This window comes from Gordonia polyisoprenivorans NBRC 16320 = JCM 10675, assembly GCF_000241325.1.
GTDB classification, from domain to species: domain Bacteria; phylum Actinomycetota; class Actinomycetes; order Mycobacteriales; family Mycobacteriaceae; genus Gordonia; species Gordonia polyisoprenivorans.
In genome coordinates, this window is record NZ_BAEI01000092.1 from 114,537 (window position 1) to 132,539 (window position 18,003).

At 68.7% G+C, this 18,003-nt stretch carries 10 protein-coding genes and 1 pseudogene; 3 read left to right on the forward strand and 8 right to left on the reverse strand.

The features are described 5' to 3' along the window. Window positions 1–4 precede the first annotated feature (4 nt). Both GOPIP_RS26360 and GOPIP_RS26365 read right to left on the reverse strand, forming a co-directional pair. Entirely contained in the window at window positions 5–3,454 is a 3,450-nt protein-coding gene (locus GOPIP_RS26360) for an ATP-dependent helicase (protein ID WP_006372929.1), read from the reverse strand. Continuing rightward, window positions 3,447–7,085 (reverse strand): ATP-dependent helicase, encoded by a 3,639-nt coding sequence (locus tag GOPIP_RS26365; protein WP_006372930.1) that lies wholly within the window; start codon window positions 7,083–7,085, stop codon window positions 3,447–3,449. The genes GOPIP_RS26360 and GOPIP_RS26365 overlap by 8 nt, the downstream gene beginning before the upstream one ends. 113 nt (window positions 7,086–7,198) lie before the next feature. On the opposite strand from GOPIP_RS26365, the gene GOPIP_RS26370 reads away from it, so the two are divergent. After that, on the forward strand, window positions 7,199–7,984 hold the full coding sequence (locus tag GOPIP_RS26370) for an alpha/beta fold hydrolase (protein WP_006372931.1): 786 nt from the start codon (window positions 7,199–7,201) through the stop codon (window positions 7,982–7,984). Beyond that, window positions 7,981–8,289, forward strand: a complete 309-nt coding sequence (locus tag GOPIP_RS26375; RefSeq protein WP_006372932.1) for an MGMT family protein — start codon at window positions 7,981–7,983, stop codon at window positions 8,287–8,289. Before GOPIP_RS26370 ends, GOPIP_RS26375 begins: the two co-directional genes overlap by 4 nt. Before the next feature lie 90 nt (window positions 8,290–8,379). Here GOPIP_RS26375 and GOPIP_RS26380 read toward each other — a convergent pair whose 3' ends face one another. From GOPIP_RS26380 to GOPIP_RS26400, 5 genes are read right to left on the reverse strand one after another with little or no spacing between them, the layout of a single operon-like run. After that, window positions 8,380–9,123 (reverse strand): sirohydrochlorin chelatase, encoded by a 744-nt coding sequence (locus GOPIP_RS26380; RefSeq protein WP_006372933.1) that lies wholly within the window; start codon window positions 9,121–9,123, stop codon window positions 8,380–8,382. After that, complete coding sequence (locus tag GOPIP_RS26385; RefSeq protein WP_035728894.1) at window positions 9,120–10,292, reverse strand: uroporphyrinogen-III synthase; 1,173 nt, start codon at window positions 10,290–10,292, stop codon at window positions 9,120–9,122. The genes GOPIP_RS26380 and GOPIP_RS26385 overlap by 4 nt, the downstream gene beginning before the upstream one ends. Beyond that, complete coding sequence (gene nirD, locus GOPIP_RS26390; RefSeq protein WP_006372935.1) at window positions 10,289–10,768, reverse strand: nitrite reductase small subunit NirD; 480 nt, start codon at window positions 10,766–10,768, stop codon at window positions 10,289–10,291. Before nirD ends, GOPIP_RS26385 begins: the two co-directional genes overlap by 4 nt. Further along, window positions 10,765–13,359 carry a nitrite reductase large subunit NirB gene (nirB, locus tag GOPIP_RS26395; protein ID WP_006372936.1) on the reverse strand — a complete coding sequence of 865 codons (2,595 nt, stop codon included), beginning with the start codon at window positions 13,357–13,359 and terminating at the stop codon, window positions 10,765–10,767. The genes nirD and nirB overlap by 4 nt, the downstream gene beginning before the upstream one ends. Continuing rightward, window positions 13,356–14,846 carry a nitrate/nitrite transporter gene (locus tag GOPIP_RS26400; RefSeq protein WP_006372937.1) on the reverse strand — a complete coding sequence of 497 codons (1,491 nt, stop codon included), beginning with the start codon at window positions 14,844–14,846 and terminating at the stop codon, window positions 13,356–13,358. Before GOPIP_RS26400 ends, nirB begins: the two co-directional genes overlap by 4 nt. Before the next feature lie 696 nt (window positions 14,847–15,542). Here GOPIP_RS26400 and GOPIP_RS26405 point away from each other — a divergent pair. Continuing rightward, a pseudogene (locus GOPIP_RS26405) lies at window positions 15,543–16,719 on the forward strand (HNH endonuclease). A 174-nt stretch (window positions 16,720–16,893) separates the two neighbouring features. Here the strand turns inward: GOPIP_RS26405 and GOPIP_RS26410 are convergent. Beyond that, on the reverse strand, window positions 16,894–18,000 hold the full coding sequence (locus GOPIP_RS26410; RefSeq protein ID WP_050955328.1) for an IS110 family RNA-guided transposase: 1,107 nt from the start codon (window positions 17,998–18,000) through the stop codon (window positions 16,894–16,896). Window positions 18,001–18,003: the final 3 nt, after the last annotated feature.

Genomic DNA, 18,003 nt, shown 5'->3' on the forward strand with positions numbered 1-18,003 from the left:
TAGCTCATCGGGCCAGCAAAGCGGCGAGTGCCGCGGCATCGGGCAGGTCTCGGGGCGCGAGGGTGCGCCCGGACCGGACATAATGGAATGCGGCCGAGACCTTCTCCAGTGGCACCCCGGCCAACTGCGCCCACGCGATGCGGTAGGCCGCGAGCTGGATGAACACCGACGACGAGTCGGCGCTCGGCTCGGCTCCGGTCTTCCAGTCCACCACCACCCACGACCCGTCGGGTTCGGCGAAGATCGCGTCGATGCGTCCGCGGATCACCGTGTCGCCGATGACCGTCTCGAAGGGCACCTCGACCTCGCTGGGGCTGCGGGCGGCCCACGGCGAGGCCAGAAATGCCTCGCGCAGCGCGTCGAGGTCGGCGTCGGGGGCGGCACTCTCGTCGGCGGCGCCGGGCAACTCGTCGATGTCGAGCAGCCGGGTCGCGCCGAACCACCGCTCCACCCACGCGTGAAAGGCGGTGCCGCGCCGTGCGATCGGGTTGGGACGAAACGGCGTCGGGCGACGGAGCTTGCGCGCGAACTCGCGCTCGTCGGTGTCGAGGTCGACGAGTTGGCTGACCGACAGATGAGCCGGCAGCGCCACATCCACCTCGGCCTGATTCGTGCGCTCGTGCTCGGCGAGGAGCACCTCCACCTCGGCGCGCCACGCCTCGATCTCGTCGGCCGGCGCGTCGTGGGCCACCGGCGCCTGGGAATCGGGCTCCGGATCGGTGAGCGCCCCGAACAACGCCGGCGCCTCCCGCCGGCGCAGTTCGTCGAGGACGAGATCGGCCGCCGCGGCCACCGCGTCACGGCGCGCACCGAGACGGTCGGTCGGCCACATCCGGGCATCGACCCGCTCGGCCAACGGGTTGGCGGCACCGTCGGGCGGGTCGTCGGCGAGCACGTCGACCGTCAAACCCCGTGCCTCGTCGGCGGATCCGTTCTCCACCGTCTCGGTCACGATGGCCAGCAACTCGTTGAAGAACGGCGATCCACCCCGGGGTTTCTCCCCGGTTTCCGACCAGTGATGCGCCGAGACCAACAGGTCGTGACGGGCTCGGGTGATCGCGACGTAGAGCAACCGCCGGTCCTCGGAGAGCCGGCGTTCGGCGATGGCCTCCTTGTGTTCGGTCAGCGCGTCCTCGAGTTCCTTGCGGTCGCCCACCCGACTCAGATCGAGCACCGGGAACCCCTCGTCGGCGCCGGCCGGCCGGGCCGCCGCGAGCTTCGCGGCCGCGGGTCCCCGGGGTTCCGGCTCGGCGAGATCACCGCGCAGCGGCCCCGGAAGTTCACGCGCACTGCGCATCCAGGTGGTCTCGCCCTTGGACGACGGGAAGATCCCCTGGCACAGATGCGGAATCGCGACCACATCCCACTCGAGTCCCTTCGCGGCATGCACGGTCAGGATCTGCACGCGCTGCTCGGCGACCTCCACCCGCCCGGGCTCGAGCCCCTTCTCGATGGTCTCGGCGGTGTCGAGGAACGCCAGCAGCCCCGCCAGATTCGCGCCGGGCCGCTCGGCGTAGCGGGTGACGTAGTCGGCGAAGGCATCGAGGTGTTCACGCCCGGTGATCGCGCCGCGCATCCGGCGTGCACGGATCTGCGCCTCGACGGCCACCCCGATGGTGTTCTCGACGTCGGCGACCAGCTCGGGCAGCGGCTGACCCATCCTGCGCCGCAACGACTCCAGTTGCGCCCCGAACGCCCGGATACGCGCATAGCCGTCGGGGCTGTAGGCCTCCGGACCGCCGGGATCGACCACGGCGTCGGCGATCCCGGCGCGGTCGACCACCTCGGTGGGTAGCACCGCGTCGAGTGCCTCGTCGAGTTCCTCGCGGGTGGTGACCACCCCGCCGGTGGCGATCTGGCCGGCGGCCAGCTCGGTGGCGCGACGCCACAGCGCCGCCAGGTCGCGCGCGCCGAGCTGCCATCGCGAACCGGTCAGCAGACGCATCGCCGCGGTTCCGGCCATCGGATCTGCCATCAGGCGCAACGTCGCGACCACATCGGTGATCTCCGGTACGTGCAGCAACCCGCCGATGCCGACGACCTCCGCGGGAATGCCGCGCGCCTCCAGCTCGGCCGCGATCGGCGCCGAATCCTCGTTGCGGCGCACCAGGACCGCGACGGTCGGCGGCCCCGAACCGTCGACGTCGTGGTACCGGGCCGCGACCTGGTCGGCGAGCCAGGCGCGTTCGTCGAGCACCGTCTCGGTCAACGCGAACGTCACCGTCCCGGCGTCGGCGCCGGGCCGCGGACGCAGGACACTCACCGGCACACCGCGACGTCGCAGTTCCTCGGACGCCTCGTTCGCCAGGCGCAGCGTCTGCACCGGGTTGCGCCAGCTCGTCAACAGTTCGCGACGGTGCGCGGGCGAACCGTCGGCGCGGGGAAAGTCGGTGGCAAAGCGCGGGAGATTGGCCGCCGACGCACCCCGCCACCCGTAGATCGACTGGATCGGGTCGCCGACGGCGGTGACGGCCACCGGGTCGCTGCCCGCGGACGCCTGCCCACCGAAGAGCGCCGAGAGCAGAACCCGCTGGGAGTGACCGGTGTCCTGATATTCGTCGAGCAGCACCGCGCGAAATGATTGCCGCTGGGCGGCAACAACTTCCGGGTTGCCGGCGACGAGGCGGGCCGCCAGGGACATCTGGCTGCCGAAATCGAGGACGGCCTGCTCGCGCATGGTGCGCATCAACGTCGCCACGAGCGGCAACAGCTCCCGACGCTCGTCGATCACCTGCTGGACGGTACGTAGCGCGGCATTCGGTGCGCCCCGCTGGCGCGGGGCCTTGGGCAGATCGTCGACCATCCGGTAAAGGTCGTCACCCCATGCGGCGAGGGTGTCGAGGTCGACGAGGTGCTCCGACATCTCACCGAACAGCCGCAGGACCGCCTCGGTGACGCTCGCCGGCACCTTGGTGGTGCTCAGTTGCCCGGTCCACGAGGACACGATTCCGAAGGCCATCTGCCACAACTCGGTCTCCGACATCAGCGTCGCGTGCGGCTCGACCGGAAGGAGTAGACCGTAATCGGCGATGAGTCGCCCGGCATACGCGTGGTAGGTGCTGACCTCCGGATCACCGGCCCGCAGGCGTGCGGCGAGCGCCCCGTCGGGGTCCCAACTCAGCAGGGCCGGGGAGCCGGCGAGCATCGACAGCCGCCTGCGGATGCGGGCGCCGAGTTCGCTGGCCGCCTTGCGGGTGAAGGTGAGTCCGAGGATCTCGTCGGGGCCGACGATGCCGTTGGCCACCAACCACACCACGCGGGAGGCCATCGTCTCCGTCTTGCCCGCGCCCGCACCGGCGACCACCAGCATCGGTTCGGTGGGCGCCTCGATCACCTCGACCTGTTCGGGAGTGGGCGGAGGCAACCCGAGGGCGGCGGCCAGCGAGGTCGCCGACACCCGGGGCCGCGTGGGCCGCGCCTCGGTGGTGGTGCTCCCGGTGGTGTCCTCAGTCATCGGTGACCGCCTTGCCACGTAGTTGGGCGGGGCAACTGGTCACCAACGCACAGTGTGCGCAGCCGGGGTTGGGGGTCGCCTCGAAGACCGGACCGATGCCCGAGCGTGCGGCCCGGCGCACCACCGCGCGCCACTCGTCGAGCAATTCCGGTGTGAGCGCGGGCTGTTCGCGTTCGGTGGCGCCGGTCGAACGGTGCGGCGCCGACACGTACACCAGGCGACCGCCGCCGGGCTCGACGTCGGTGCCCGGGAAGTCACGCGCCCCGCCGTGCGCGATGGCGACTTGGTAGGCGGCGAGCTGGGCGTGGTCGAGCGTGTCGGCCTTGGTGATCGCCGACTTGGCGGTCTTGACGTCGACGACGACCGGTCGGCCCTGCGCGTCGCGTTCGAGGCGGTCGACCCGGCCACGGAGTCGTACCGGCAGGTCCGAGCCGTCCTCGGCCGGTGCGACGCCTTGTGCACCGGCGCCGGCGGCATCGGCCTCGGGGGCACCGGTATCCGCGGCCGGTGGGATGACGGCGTCGATGACCTCCTCGACGCCCACCGTGGTGAGATCGTCGCGCGAAAGAGAAAGCCACTCACGGAAATTCGTGAGCATCGCCTCGGCACGCTCGAGTTCGTGCGCCGAGTACCAGGCCGCCCCGGTGTCGACGCGCTCCCAGATCTCACGCAGCGCCGACGTCACCTCGGCGGGTTCGATCTCCCCGGCGACGGCCTGCACCAGCGTGTGCACGAGCGAGCCGGTCAGGGCCGGGGTGCCGTCGCCGTCGCGGCCTCCGGCACGCTCGAGCATCCAGCGCAGCGAACAACGCGACAGTTGGTCGACGTTGGACGGTGAGAGCACCACGGGGCCGGCGTCGGGCGTCCACAGCGGCTCGGCGGAACTCGGCCGCGACAGCCCGAACCAGTCCCGCGGATGCGCTCCGGGAATATCCGAATCGGCAAGTTGCGCAAGCAATTGGGCGGCGGCGCGAGTGCGTTCGTCCGGTTCGTCGGCGGTGGCACCGGCCACCACGACCGCACGCAGCGTCGCCACCAGCGACGGCAGCGACAACACCCGGTCGACACCGGGGTCGATGGGCAACTCGTCCTCGGCGACGGTGTCGAGGACGTCGGGATCGTCGGGCTGCTCGGCGTCGCCGGACTCGCCCGTCCCGCCCCGCCGGGCGTCGATCCGCAGTGCATCGGAGATCTCGCCGATGAACCTCGACGGCGACGACTCCCCTCCTCCGTCCTCGACGGCGGTCACCAGTAGTCGTCGGCGTGCGCGGGTGCACGCGACGAGCAACAGTCGACGTTCGTCGGCGAGCGCACCGGCGCCCCGCGCCACCCGATCGATCGCCGCGGGATCCATCCCGTCGAGAAGGTCCACCAATTCGGCTGTGCCCAAGACACTTCCGCGGCTGCGCAGCGACGGCCACAACCCGTCGAGAACTCCGGCGACGGCGACGACCTCCCATTCGCGGCCGGCGGCGGCGTGCGCGGAGAGCACCGACACCGAGTCGGCCGCGGCGGCCGGGGTGCGGCTGTCGCGTGGGATCTGCAGTTGCGAGAGATAGTGCACGAACGCGGCCGGGCCCGCGGCGGGCAGGGTGTCGGAGAAGTTCGCCGCCGCCTCGAACATCGCCATCATCGCGTCGAGATCCCGATCGGCCTGTTCGCCGCCGGGCCCACCTCGAATCGCCGAGGAGACCCACCGCCGTTCCAGGCCGGTGGCCTGCCAGGACGCCCACAGGGTTTCCTCCACGCCACGTCCGGCGCGATGGGCGGTGGCGCCGGCGGCGATCACGTCGAGCACCCGCGCCAGCGGTGCGCCCTCGTGGTCGGTCAGCGCCGCCAGGTACTCGGCGCCGAGGTCGGGGTCGAGGAGCGCCAGACGCAACGACGACAGCGAATCGCGGCCCGCGCGCTCGCCTCCCGCCTGCTCGTCGCGACGACGCACACCCCGCCGCAGCCGGCGCAGCGCCCCTGGATCGGCCATCCCGACCGGGCCGGTGAACAGTGCCAGCGCGTCGTCGGCGGTGAAATCCTCGGCAGGCGAGTCGTCGGCGTGTGGGTTCCCGACGACGTGCGGATTCTCGACGGTCTCCGCGGTGTGTTCGACCCGCTCGCGGGCGGCCACCGCGCGCAGCACCACCATCAGCGCGGCCACCGATCGCTGACGGTGCAGCGGCAAATCGGAGGTCGGGGTGCTCAGCGGGACGCCGGCCGAACGGAACGCCCGCCGCAGGGCGGGGAGCGCCAGATGCGCCGACCGCACGATGACCGCCATCTGCGACCACGCCACCCCCTCGAAGAGGTGCGCCCGTCGTAGGAGATCGGCCACCGCGGTCGCCTCCTTGGCCGCAGAGCTGTACACCCGTACCGATGCCCCGCCGGGCAGCGCGTCGGAGTCGGGGACCACCGGGAAGCGATGCGGGCGCGCGCCGGGCAACCGTGCGGCGAGTGCACGACCGACCACCGCGATCTGGCGATGATGACGGAAGTCGGTGTCGAGCACGACGTCACGGTCGGTACCGGACGCCGCCAGTGAGTCGGCGAAACGCGGACTGGCGCCACGGAATCCGAAGATCGACTGGTCGGTGTCGGCGGCGATGATCGTCGAATCCGTTCCGGTGCCGATCAGCCGAACCAGGTGGGCGGCTTGTGGATCGAGGTGTTGGGCGTCGTCGACGATCAGGTGCCGGATACGCCGACGTTGCCCGGCGAGGAGGTCGGGGTCGGTGGCGAAGGCCGACAATGCCGAGCCGACGAGTTCGGCGGCGTCGACCGCGGGCGCCGAGGCGCCCGGTGTCTGCGATCCGACCGTGCCGCGCAACAGGACGTTCTGCTCGTACTGCGCGTATGCGTGCGCCGCGGCGACCCACTCGGGACGCCGGTGCCGGGAGCCGAGCTCGGCGAGCTCCTCGGGGCCGACGCCCCGTTCGGCGGCACGCATCATCAGGTCGCGCAGCGCCTGCGCGAATCCATCGGTCCCCAGCGCGGGACGCAGATGGGCGGGCCAGTACCCGGCACCGTCCTCGATGTCGCCGGCCAGCAGCTCGCGCAGCACGACGTCTTGTTCGGAGCCGGTGATCAGCCGCGGCGGCGGGTTGCCGTGCGCCTGCGCCTGCAGTCGCAGGATCGCGAACGCGAACGAATGCACGGTGCGCACCAACGGTTCACGCAGCGCCCCGCCGAGCGCGGGCGCGTCCGAGGACTGCGCCAACACCCGGCGGGTGATCTCCTCCCGCAACGCCACCGCGGCGCGACGGTTCGCGGTGAGCACGAGCACCGACTCCGGGTCGATGCCGGGCCGGGTGAGACGTGCGACGGCCGCATCGACCACCAATGCCGTCTTGCCCGAGCCGGGCCCGCCGTGGACGCGGAAGGGCCGCCACGGGTCGGCGACCGTCCCGTCGGGCGTGTGCGCGTCGATGACCCGCATCACGCTAGGCGGCCACTCCCGGGTGACGATGGGCCCGCCGTCGACCCCAACGAGATGTGCGCGCAACGCGGTGCCGCCCCGGCCGGCCGCGCCGCGCGCCGATCCCGGGCGCGCCTGCTCCGACCGCGACGAACCCCGCTTGGCGGGGGCGGCCCGCTTCGGCGAGCTCGGCGCGGCCGTGGTCGAGGGACGCTTACGGGCCATGCGTCCATGCAAGCACGGCCCACCGACAATCGTTGGTGGGCCCGTCTCCCCCACGATCCGCCCCGGCCCGGGCCGGGGCCGCGCGCTGCGGCGCGTACGGCACAATCGTCGGCGTGACGGCACTTCACCACGTCGAGTTCGGCGATCGGCGCGCCCCGACGGTTCTGGCACTGCACGGCCTCACCGGTCATGGGATGCGTTGGGCTCCGCTGGCTCACGACCATCTCGCCGACCTGCACATCGTCGCACCCGACCTCATCGGCCACGGCCGCTCGCCGTGGCGTCCGCCGTGGGCGATCGAGAACCATGTGCGTGCGCTCTCGGAGTTCATCGACACCGCCATCGATCCGGCGGCGCTGCCGCTGGTGGTCCTCGGGCATTCCTTCGGAGGTGCGCTGGCGATCCATCTGGCCAACCAGCGGCCGGACGCGGTGCGCGGGTTGGTCCTACTCGATCCCGCGCAGGGCCTCGACCCGGAGTTTGCTCTCGAGGTCGCCACCGACAGCCTCGAGAATTGGGACTATCCCGACGCCGACGCGGCCCGCACGGCCAAGCGCTCCGAGGGCTGGGCACGGGTACCCGCGGAGATCCTCGATGCCGAGATCGCCGAGCACCTCACCACCATTGGTCACGGGCGCGTCGGTTGGCGGGTCAGTGCGCCGATGGCCGCCGCGTCGTGGAGCGAGATGAGCCGTCCGCCAACGCTTCCGCCGCGAGGGGTGCCCACCCATGTCGTCGTCGCCGATCGCGTCGACCCGCCGTTTGTGCGGCCGGCGTTTCTCGAGGCCTGTGCGAGCGAACGCGGCGATCAGGTGCAGGTTCACCGCGCCGACTGCGAGCACATGGTGCCCTTCCTCGAACCCGGGTTGACCGCCCGGTTGGTGCGTTCGCTGCTGTGAGTGCGGTCACCGAGGATGACGTCGAGCGGGTGCGAGCCCTGGTCGCCGCGATCCCGTCCGGCCGGGTCAGTACCTACGGCGATCTTGCCGCCGCGGCCGGATTGAGTTCCCCGCGGATCGTCGGGTGGATCATGCGCACCGATTCCGCGGACCTGCCGTGGCATCGGGTCATCTCGGCGAGCGGCAAACCCGCACCACACCTCGCCCACCGGCAGCTCGACCGACTCCGCGACGAAGGGGCGCCGATCCGCGACGGAAAGGTGCTGATGCGCGAATGTCGTTGGGAGATCGACGTACTCGACTGAGCACTGTCGGCGCTGAGAAGAGCGCTGTCGGCGAAGTACAGAGCGCTGTCGGCAGGGTGATGGGCGCTGTCGGCGGGGTGGCGGGCGCGGTCAGCGCAGCAGGACCGCGTCGGTGCGGTACGGACTGACCGCGGCACGCATCCGGGTGACGATGAGTTCGACGATCGCCGGGTCGGCGCCGAGCGGCTCGGCCACCAGGTCGGCACCCACGGTGTGCAGGCGCTCGTGAAAGAGGCCGGGGGCCAACAGGTATGCGGCGATGACGACGCGGCGACCGGAGGTTCGAGCGGCGGCGACCGCGTCGGCAACGGTCGGTGCGGCGGTGGTGAGAAAGCCGACCTCGATGTGCCCGCCGATCAGCCCCTCGAGCTGACGCGCGGCGAGATGCACCTGGGCACAGGCGGAGTCGTCGGACGAGCCGGCGGCGGCGAGCACCACGGCGTCACCGGGGCGCCACCCGGATTCGATCAACCGCCGCCGCAGGACCGCGGCGATCCTCGGATCGGGGCCCAGGGCGCGGGTCACGATGGCATCACCGACCCCGGATCTCCGGACATGGTCCGGGATATCCTGGCGCACATGGTATCCCGAAGCCAAGAACGCGGGCACCAGGACCGCGGGGCGATCCAGCCCGCCGAGCACCTCGCTCGGGGTAGGGCCGAGGACGTCGACGAAGGCGGTGCGCGTCGGACCGACCGTCGCAGCGACCTTTTCGGCGATCTCGGCAACCACCGCGACGCCGCGGGGGTTGCGGGTCCCGTGCGCGACGAGTACCGGGCGGACCCCGCCCAGCCGGTCACCCACGGCAGACCGAATGTCGTTGCGGATCATCATGACTCGTCCTCGGCTTCGTCGTACTCGAGATCGACGGCAAGGCGGTATCCGCGCTTGACCACCGTCTGGATCATCTTCGGGTCGCCGAGCGCCGCCCGCAGACGCGCAACGGCCACCTCGACCGCGTGGGTGTCGGCGCTGTCGCCGGGCAGTCCGCGCAGCAACTCCTGGCGACCCACCACCCGCCCCGGCACCTGCGCGAGCATCTTGAGCAACAGATGTCCGGTGGCCGACAACTCACGCATCTGCCCGTCGACGACCACCGCCTGACCCCGAATCGCGGTGTCGTGTCCGGCAACCCGCAGGGTATGGCTGCGTCGGGGCAACTCGTCGGTGATCAGCCGGGCCAGCGCACCGAGCCGGAAGCGGCGCGGATAGACGGTCGGGATCTGCAACGCCTCCAGCGGCCCCGCGGTCACCGAGCCCACACAGAACACCGGTACCGCGGTCCGCAGTCCGTGCAGGAACGGCTGCAGTTTGCCGAGTTCCTTGGCGCGGGTGAGTATCGACGCCGCCGCGGGTGCGCTGGTGAAGGTGAGCGCGTCGAGGTCGGCACGCACGACCGACGCGATCATCGCGTCGATCCGCCCGACGTCGGGATGCATGTTCCAGCGGTACACGGGGACGGCCAGGACGTCGGCGCCCGCGGCGCGGAGCACCGCGCAGAAGTCGGGCAGCGGCTCCCATTCGCTGGTGGCACCGTGCAATTGCACCGCAATCCGCTTGCCCTCCACCCCTTCGTCGAGCAGACGGTCGAGAACCTCCGAGGAGGACTCGCTCTCCGGCGACCACTCCTCGCGAAGTCCGGCCGCACGGATCGCACCCTTGGCCTTGGGACCGCGGGCGATCAGCCGGCTCTCGCCGAGCGCGACGAGGAGTTGCTCGGCGTCCCCCCAGCCGTCGGCGGCCTCGACCCAGCCCCGGAAACCGATCCCGGTGGTGGCAACCATCAGGTCCGGCGGATCGGCGATGATCCGTTCGGTGACCTGTTCGAGCTCGGTGTCGTCGACGAGCGGCAGGATGCGAATGGTCGGGGCCATGACGACGTCGGCGCCGCGACGCACGAGGAGCGCCGCGAACTCGTCGGCCCGGCGCGCGGCGGTGATCCCGACGGTGAAACCGGTCAACGGCAGATCGTCGGAACTCGAGGGTGTCGCTCCAGGACTCATCGGGGCCCGTCGGCAACAACACGATGATCGGCGGCGCCGAACCAGATTTCGACGATGCCGTCGACCACGCGGGTCGCCAGCGAGGGCACCGACACAGACTCGTCGTCGAGGCACACCCCGGTGCGCAGCGAGAAGACCTGCTTGCCCAGCGGACTGGCGACCGTGAGCTCACCGCCGTGATCGCCGGTCAGCCCGCGCGAGAGCACCGCGGCACGCCCGAACGGGTCGATGTTGCCGATGGCGTAGATCCGCGAGCGCCCCACCGCCTCACGGTCGGTCTCGGCGGCGGGAATCCGGAAGAGCGCCGCCTGACGGCCCTCCGGGCCGAGGACTGCGACTCCGCGTCCCTCGACGAGCCGATCGAAGGGGCAGGCGCGCACCCACTGCCCTGCGCCGATCTGCCCTGCGCCGATCTGCCCTGCGCCGATCTGCCCTGGGCCAATCTGCCCTGCGCCGGTCGCCGTGTCGGCGGTCATGTGGCCACTCCTTCGCGTTCGGTCGTACGGTCGGTGTTCGGCTGCTGCGCCCGGAACCGGGGCATGTCCAGCAGCACCGGGACCTTGCGGTCGCCTTCAACCGCTCCGTCGGTGAACCGGATGGTCGGGTCGGGCACGTCCGGCGCGTTGACGAACGACACGAACCGCGACAACTTTTCCTCGTCGGCGAGCACCTCGGCCCACTCGTCACGGTATCCGGCGACGTGACGGTCCATCGCGGCCTCCAGTTCTGCCGCCAGGCCGAGACTGTCCTCGCACACCACGGCTCGCAGGTGATCGAGACCTCCGTCGAGCGATTCCAGCCACGGGGCGGTGCGCTGAAGCCGATCGGCGGTGCGGATGTAGAACATCAGGTACCGATCAATGTAGGCGACGAGTGTCGCGTCATCCACTCCGCGGGCCAGCAGTTGGGCGTGCTTCGGGCTCTGTCCACCATTGCCCGCCACGTAGAGATTCCAGCCGTTCTCGGTGGCGATCACCCCGACGTCCTTGCCGCGCGCCTCGGCGCATTCGCGTGCGCACCCCGAGACACCGAACTTCAGCTTGTGCGGCGATCGCAGACCGCGGTAGCGCTTCTCGAGGAACACCGCCATCCCGACCGAATCCTGCACACCGTATCGGCACCAGGATTGACCCACACAGCTCTTCACCGTGCGCAGACTCTTGCCGTAGGCGTGTCCCGATTCCATTCCGGCGTCGACGAGGCGCCGCCAGATCTGCGGCAACTGTTCGACGCGGGCGCCGAACATGTCGATCCGCTGGCCACCGGTGATCTTGGTGTACAGGTCGAAGTCGCGGGCGATCTCGCCGATGACGATCAGTTGTTCGGCGGTCACCTCCCCGCCGGGCATCCGGGGCACGACCGAATAGCTGCCGTTCTTCTGCAGGTTCGCCAGAAAGTGGTCGTTGGTGTCCTGCAGCGCGGCCTGTTCGCCGTCGAGGATGTGATCACTCGAGGTCGAGGCGAGAATGGAGGCGACCGTCGGTTTGCACACCTCGCAGCCGGAGCCGGCCCCGTACCGGGCGATCAGCTCGGAGAACGTCCGGATACCGGTCACCGCAACGACTTCGAACAACTCCGACCGCGACTGGGTGAAGTGTTCACAGAGCGCCTTGCTCATCTCGACGCCGGAGGCGGCCAGCAGCGAGGCGATACTCGGTACGCAACCTCCGCAGGTGGTGCCCGCAGAGGTGCACGCCTTGACCGCGGCGATGTCGCAGGCGCCCTCGGTGATGGCCGAACAGATCGCACCCTTGGACACCCCGTTGCACGAGCAGATCTCCGCGTCGTCGGGTAATGCGTCGAGACCCATGCCGGATTCCCCGGCCGCAGGGGCGATCAGAGCGGCCGGATCTCCCGGGATCTCGCGCCCCACCATGGGTTTGAGCGTGGCATAGGCCGATGCGTCCCCGACCAGGATGCCGCCGAGCAGGGTCCGTGCGTCGTCGGAGAGCACGATCTTCGCGTAGCGGCCGGCGAGCGGATCGGAATAGACGATCTCCAGCGCGTTGTCCGTCTCCCCCATGGCGTCACCGAAGCTCGCGACGTCGACGCCGAGCAACTTCAACTTGGTCGACATGTCGGCACCGGCGAATGTCGCACTGCCACCGAGGAGTTGGTCGGCGACGACGTCGGCGGTGCTGTATCCGGGGGCGACCAGGCCGTAGCATCGCCCGTCGACCGCGGCGACCTCGCCGACGGCATAGATGTCCGGGTCGGCGGTTCGGCACGCCGAGTCCACCAGCACGCCGCCACGCTCCCCGACGGGAAGACCCGCCTCCCGGGCCACCGCGTCGCGGGGGCGCACACCGGCGGAGAACACGACGAGGGCGGCGTCGATCGTCGCCCCGTCGCTCAGTGTCACCGTCAGCGATTCCCCTTCCGGTCCGTCGGCGATCGATGACGTGCCCACTCCGGTGTGCACGTACAACCCCAGGTCGGAAACCAGGTTCTGCAACACCGCCGCACCCCCGGCGTCGACCTGCATCGGCATGAGCCTCGGCGCGAACTCGACCACGTGCGGTGTCATCCCCAGCAGCCGAAGGGCATTGGCGGCTTCCAGGCCGAGCAACCCACCGCCCACCACCACACCGGCGGCGCCGGGCGTCGAACCCTCGGCGACGCGACGGATGCCATCGAGATCGTCAAGGGTGCGGTAGACGAAACACCGGTCGTGGTCGTGACCGGCAACCGGCGGCACGAAGGGGTACGAGCCGGTCGCGAACACCAGTGCGTCATAACCGATCTCGGACCCTCGATCGGTGATCACCCGTTTCCCGTCCCGGTCGATCGCGGTGACCGTCTCCCCCAGACGTAGCCGCACCGCGTCGTCACCCGCATAGTCGTTGCCGTGCAACGCCAGCGATGACCGGTCCCACGCGCCGACGTAGGATGACAATCCCACACGGTCGTATGCGGCGTGCGTCTCCTCGGCGATCACCACCACGCGCCAGATCCCGGCTTGATCCCGCTCACGCAGCGACTGCACGAACCGATGCCCGACCATGCCGTGGCCGATCACCACGACGGTCCTCGAGAGCGGGCGGGAATCCCTACGGGAGTGGGTCATCGGGCATCCACCGCCGGGGTGGCCGGGGTGGCCTGGGCGACGGGAGTGGCGGGTGCGGTATCGGCGACCTCGATGTCACCGGTGTGACGGAAGTGCGGGTCGAGGACCACCTCGCGCCGGGCGTAGAACCACCAGGTGATCACCCCGGCGATCACATAGAAGGCCATGAACACCCAAAATGCCACCGTCGCCGAATGATTTGCCTTGTAGCTGCTGCGAAGAACGAGGTTGATCGCGACACCACCGAGCGCTCCGACCGCCCCGGCGATTCCGATGAGAGCGCCCGACATCGACCGCGACCACAGCACCGCGGCACCTCCGCTGATCCCCGGTAGGTTCCGCGACTTGTGTTCGAAGATGGTCGGAATGATCTTGTAGACCGAGCCGTTGGCAATGCCCGAGATCGCGAACAACAAGATGAACCCGATGATGAATCCGGCCAGTTGGGTGGATTCGATCCGGTGGCCGGGGTGTGAATCGGCGACGGTTCCGGAGACGACCAGGATCACCGAGGAAGCGACCATCGCGACGAAGGACCACAGGGTCACCCGCCCACCACCGAACCGGTCGGCGAACTTGCCACCCAGCGGACGGAACAACGAGCCGAGCAGCGGACCTATCCACGCGATCTGCGCGGCGGAAAGCGATGCGGCCGAGGCAGACTGACCCGACGACTGAAAACTGAGGCTGAGTACCTGGCTGAAGGCGAACGAGAAGCCGATGAACGACCCGAAGGTACCGATGTAGAGCACCGAGATCAGCCAACTGTCGTAGTGCTTGAGGCAATCGATCATCGCCCGACCGCTGGCGGTCTGGTGATCGAGGTTGTCCATGAAGACCGCCGCACCGATTCCCGCGACGGCGAGCGCGACAAGGTAGATCGCACAAAGGATCTCGGGTTTGTCGCTGGCCAGCCAGATGACCAGCAGACCGATCAGCTGGACCACAGGGACCCCGATGTTGCCGCCGCCGGCGTTGAGTCCCAACGCCCAGCCCTTGAGTCGCTGCGGATAGAACGCGTTGATGTTGGTCATCGACGAGGCGAAGTTGCCGCCACCGAAGCCCGTGAGCGCGGCCACCGCGAGGAACCAGCCGAAACCGAACTCTCCTGGGTTCATCATCAGCATCATCGTCAGACCGGTCGGGATCAGCAGGACCACGGCGGAGAAGATCGCCCAGTTGCGACCGCCGAAGCGCGCGGTGGCCTGGGTGTAGGGCACCCGCAGGCACGCGCCGACGAAGGTCGCCGTCGCCGCGATCACGAACTTCTGGTCGGCGTTGATGCCGTACTGGGGGCCCATGAACAGCGCCATCACGGAGAACAGCGACCAGATCGAGAAGCCGATGTGCTCGCAGATCACCGACCACAGCAGGTTGCGTCGGGCGATCGCGGCATTGCCGGTGTCCCAGGCGTGCCGGTCCTCCGGATCCCAGTCGGTGATCGTGTGGTCTCTGCGGAGGTCGTGCAGAAGCGTCGAGAATGCCATGTGGGTTCCCATCGGTCTCGGGTGGGCTGATGCCGTGACCACCGACGACGGCGTCGGTCGTTGGAACCAAAACTACGAATCGAGTGTTGCGCCGATTGTCGGCGCAGTGACCGCGACATCACGTTGTTCTCACATTGGCGAGCGGAGCCTGTGAGACCGGGCCAACTCAGTCGCTGCTGGATCCCGAATCGCTTGATCCCGAAACACTTCGGGTGGCCCAACCAGGATAGCTGGAGAACTCACCGTCGGGGTGTGGCCGGTCGCGTCGGACCTTGATGATCACGACGAGGATGATGAGGCCGAGCGCGAGCGGATCTGTGCGTGAGATCCTTCCGCCGAGGTGTGTGTCTTCGGGTCACGGACTGTCGAGTAACCGCCGTACCCGCTGGCCGAGCTCCCGTTCCCCCAATCGTCGAGCAGCCCTCCCCGCCGGCCTCCCGATGGTCGAGGTGCGAGCCGCGTGCGGCGAGCCTCGAGACCCGACGAGACATAAAGCCTCCCAACCACATCCACCCACCACAGCAAAAGACGCACCCCTACCACACCCCACCGACGGAAAATCTTCGCCAGCCCACCACCGAAACCCGTTGTCCACAAGCATCTTCCCTTCCACAGGACTGTCGAACACCCTTGCCATACTCCATATGTTCGAGTAGGATGGAGTCATCACACCGATCAGCCACTGGGGAGGGGCCCATGATCGACACCACCGAAGCTCTTGACGCCGAAGCGGTTTTCGCCGGGATTGTCAGCCAACTCAGCGACCTGCAATGGAATCCGGAGATGACCGGCCCACAGGCTTTCGGCGCGATGAAACAAGTCCTGTTGCTGCGGAACCTGGTTGATCACCACGCCACATCGCTCACCGGTGAGATGGATCGCCTGGGCGTGGCCGATCACAAGACCACCCGACTTCGGGAGTTGTTGATCAGCATGGGCTCCTCCGAACACACCGACGCCATTTTCCGCGGATTGACCCACATTGACACCCGCTCCCCCGAACCCCGCGACACCGTGCAACGCTGTGAATACCTCCGGAAACTCTTGTCGCACTACTTCGCCGGATTCACCCCCGCCGAGATCAACCTCTACTCACAGCAGCTGGGGAACGAGCTGGCGGCCGAAACACCGGGCGGGTCACCGGCCGCCGAAGACAAGACGATCAACAGCTACACCGACCACATCACCGACGACGGACGACTGGAGATCTCGGCGAACCTCGACATCATCGCCGGGGAGAAGACCAGAACTTTGATGGAAGCGCTGTCGGCGCCAACACCCCAACCCGACCGCTCCCCGAACGCCCGAGCAGATCCGCGCCGCTGCGTTCGAAACCATCGTGGAGTTGGCGGCACAAGGCTTGGCCGACACCACCTTCTCGGCCAAACCCACCAACGGCCTGTTGTGGACCTGGTCGGCGGACAACCCGGCACTCGGGGGGAACTTGCAGAACATGGGCGCCATCACCGAAGCCACCGCCAAACTGTTGTCGTGTGACACCACGATCACCAAGATCATGCTCGATCCCAACGGTGTACCGCTCAGTGTTGGCGAGGCGAAACGCTTCTTCACACCCGGCCAACGCAAAGCACTACTCGTCCGGGATCGCGGATGCATCAAATGCGGAGCCCACGCCGGACGCTGCCAAGGACACCACCTCGAGCATTGGAGCAAGGGTGGGCCCACCGACCTCGACAACGGCTGCCTCCTCTGCACCAGCTGCCATGATGATGTGCACCACCACGGATGGGACATCATCATGGGCTTCGACCGACACCCCTGGTTGATCCCACCCGCCAGCATCGACCCGCAACGACAACCAGTGCCGTCGTATCACCGCCGCACCATGCGACTCGACGACGCAGCAGCCTGACCTACCCTGCCCCACTACCTGATTCCCCCGCACCCGGCCCCGCCGGGACCGCATCTGTTGTTTGAGAATTCCATAGAGATAATTCCCACCCGATGGTCGAGGTGTCGTGCCGCCTGTGGCCCGGAATCCTTTCGGTACAAGGGGACGCTCCTATGTCTTGTCAAGAGCGGGTATTTATGCTGCGTGAGCTGGGGTTTCACCCCCGTTCGAGGGAGTGTTGTCGCCGTATTCGAGGAGACCGTAGAGCTCACGTGCGACGTAGGTTTTCAAGCAACGCCGAATCTCGCGCTTACTCTTCTTCTTCCGCCCGTTCGACTCCGACTGCCATTTCTGCACATACCTTTTCGACCGAGGATCATGCTGCATCCGCACCAACACGATGTGATGCAACGCCCAATTCAACCGACGATCCCCCGACCTGTTGAGCCGATACCGCGTGACCTCACCACTACTGGCCGGGATCGGAGCAGCCCCAGCCAACATCGCAAACGCCCCACGACTACGAATCCGACCCGGATGCGACCACGCACACAACACCGTCGCCGCCACAATCGGACCCACCCCGTGCACATCCAACAACGCCGGCTTCCACGACTTCACCACCGCCTTGATCTGCTTCTCCAACTCCGCAGCCTCGGCCTCCAACGACTTGACCCGCTTGGCCAACCTGCGCAACACCCGCGCCATCGCCGCCGTATCCGCATCCCAGGACTTACTGATCCGCAACACCGCCGCCCGATCAACCATCGCCGCCGTCGACGACTCGACCCGCACCCGATCCCGCAACACCTGCGGCGCCGACACCGTCAACCCAAACAACTGCCGAGCCCCATCAGCAGCACCCTGCACCGCCGACGCCCGCACCGCCAACAACGCCGCCAGCCGATCCCGCCGCGCCCCACTACGCGGCACCCCCAACTGCGGGCGCGCCAACGCCTCCCGCGCCGCCCGCACCGCATCAATCTCATCACTCTTAGCACCATGACGACGCTTCATCCGCTCCGGCCGATCAAGCTCAATCACGTTCTCCACCAAATCATCACCCAGCAAATACCGACACAACCCCGCCCCGTGCGACGAGGTCCCCTCCACCGCCCAAAACCGCGCCGGAGAATACCTATCGGCAAACACCACCAACCGCGCGAACCCATGAACATCCGCGCTCACCCGCACCTGACCCAACACCGCACCCGTACGCGCATCCACCGCCGCAGCAGCATGCTCATGCACATGAGTGTCAACGCCGATCACCACCTCGACCAGCTCCCGCAAATCCGTCACACT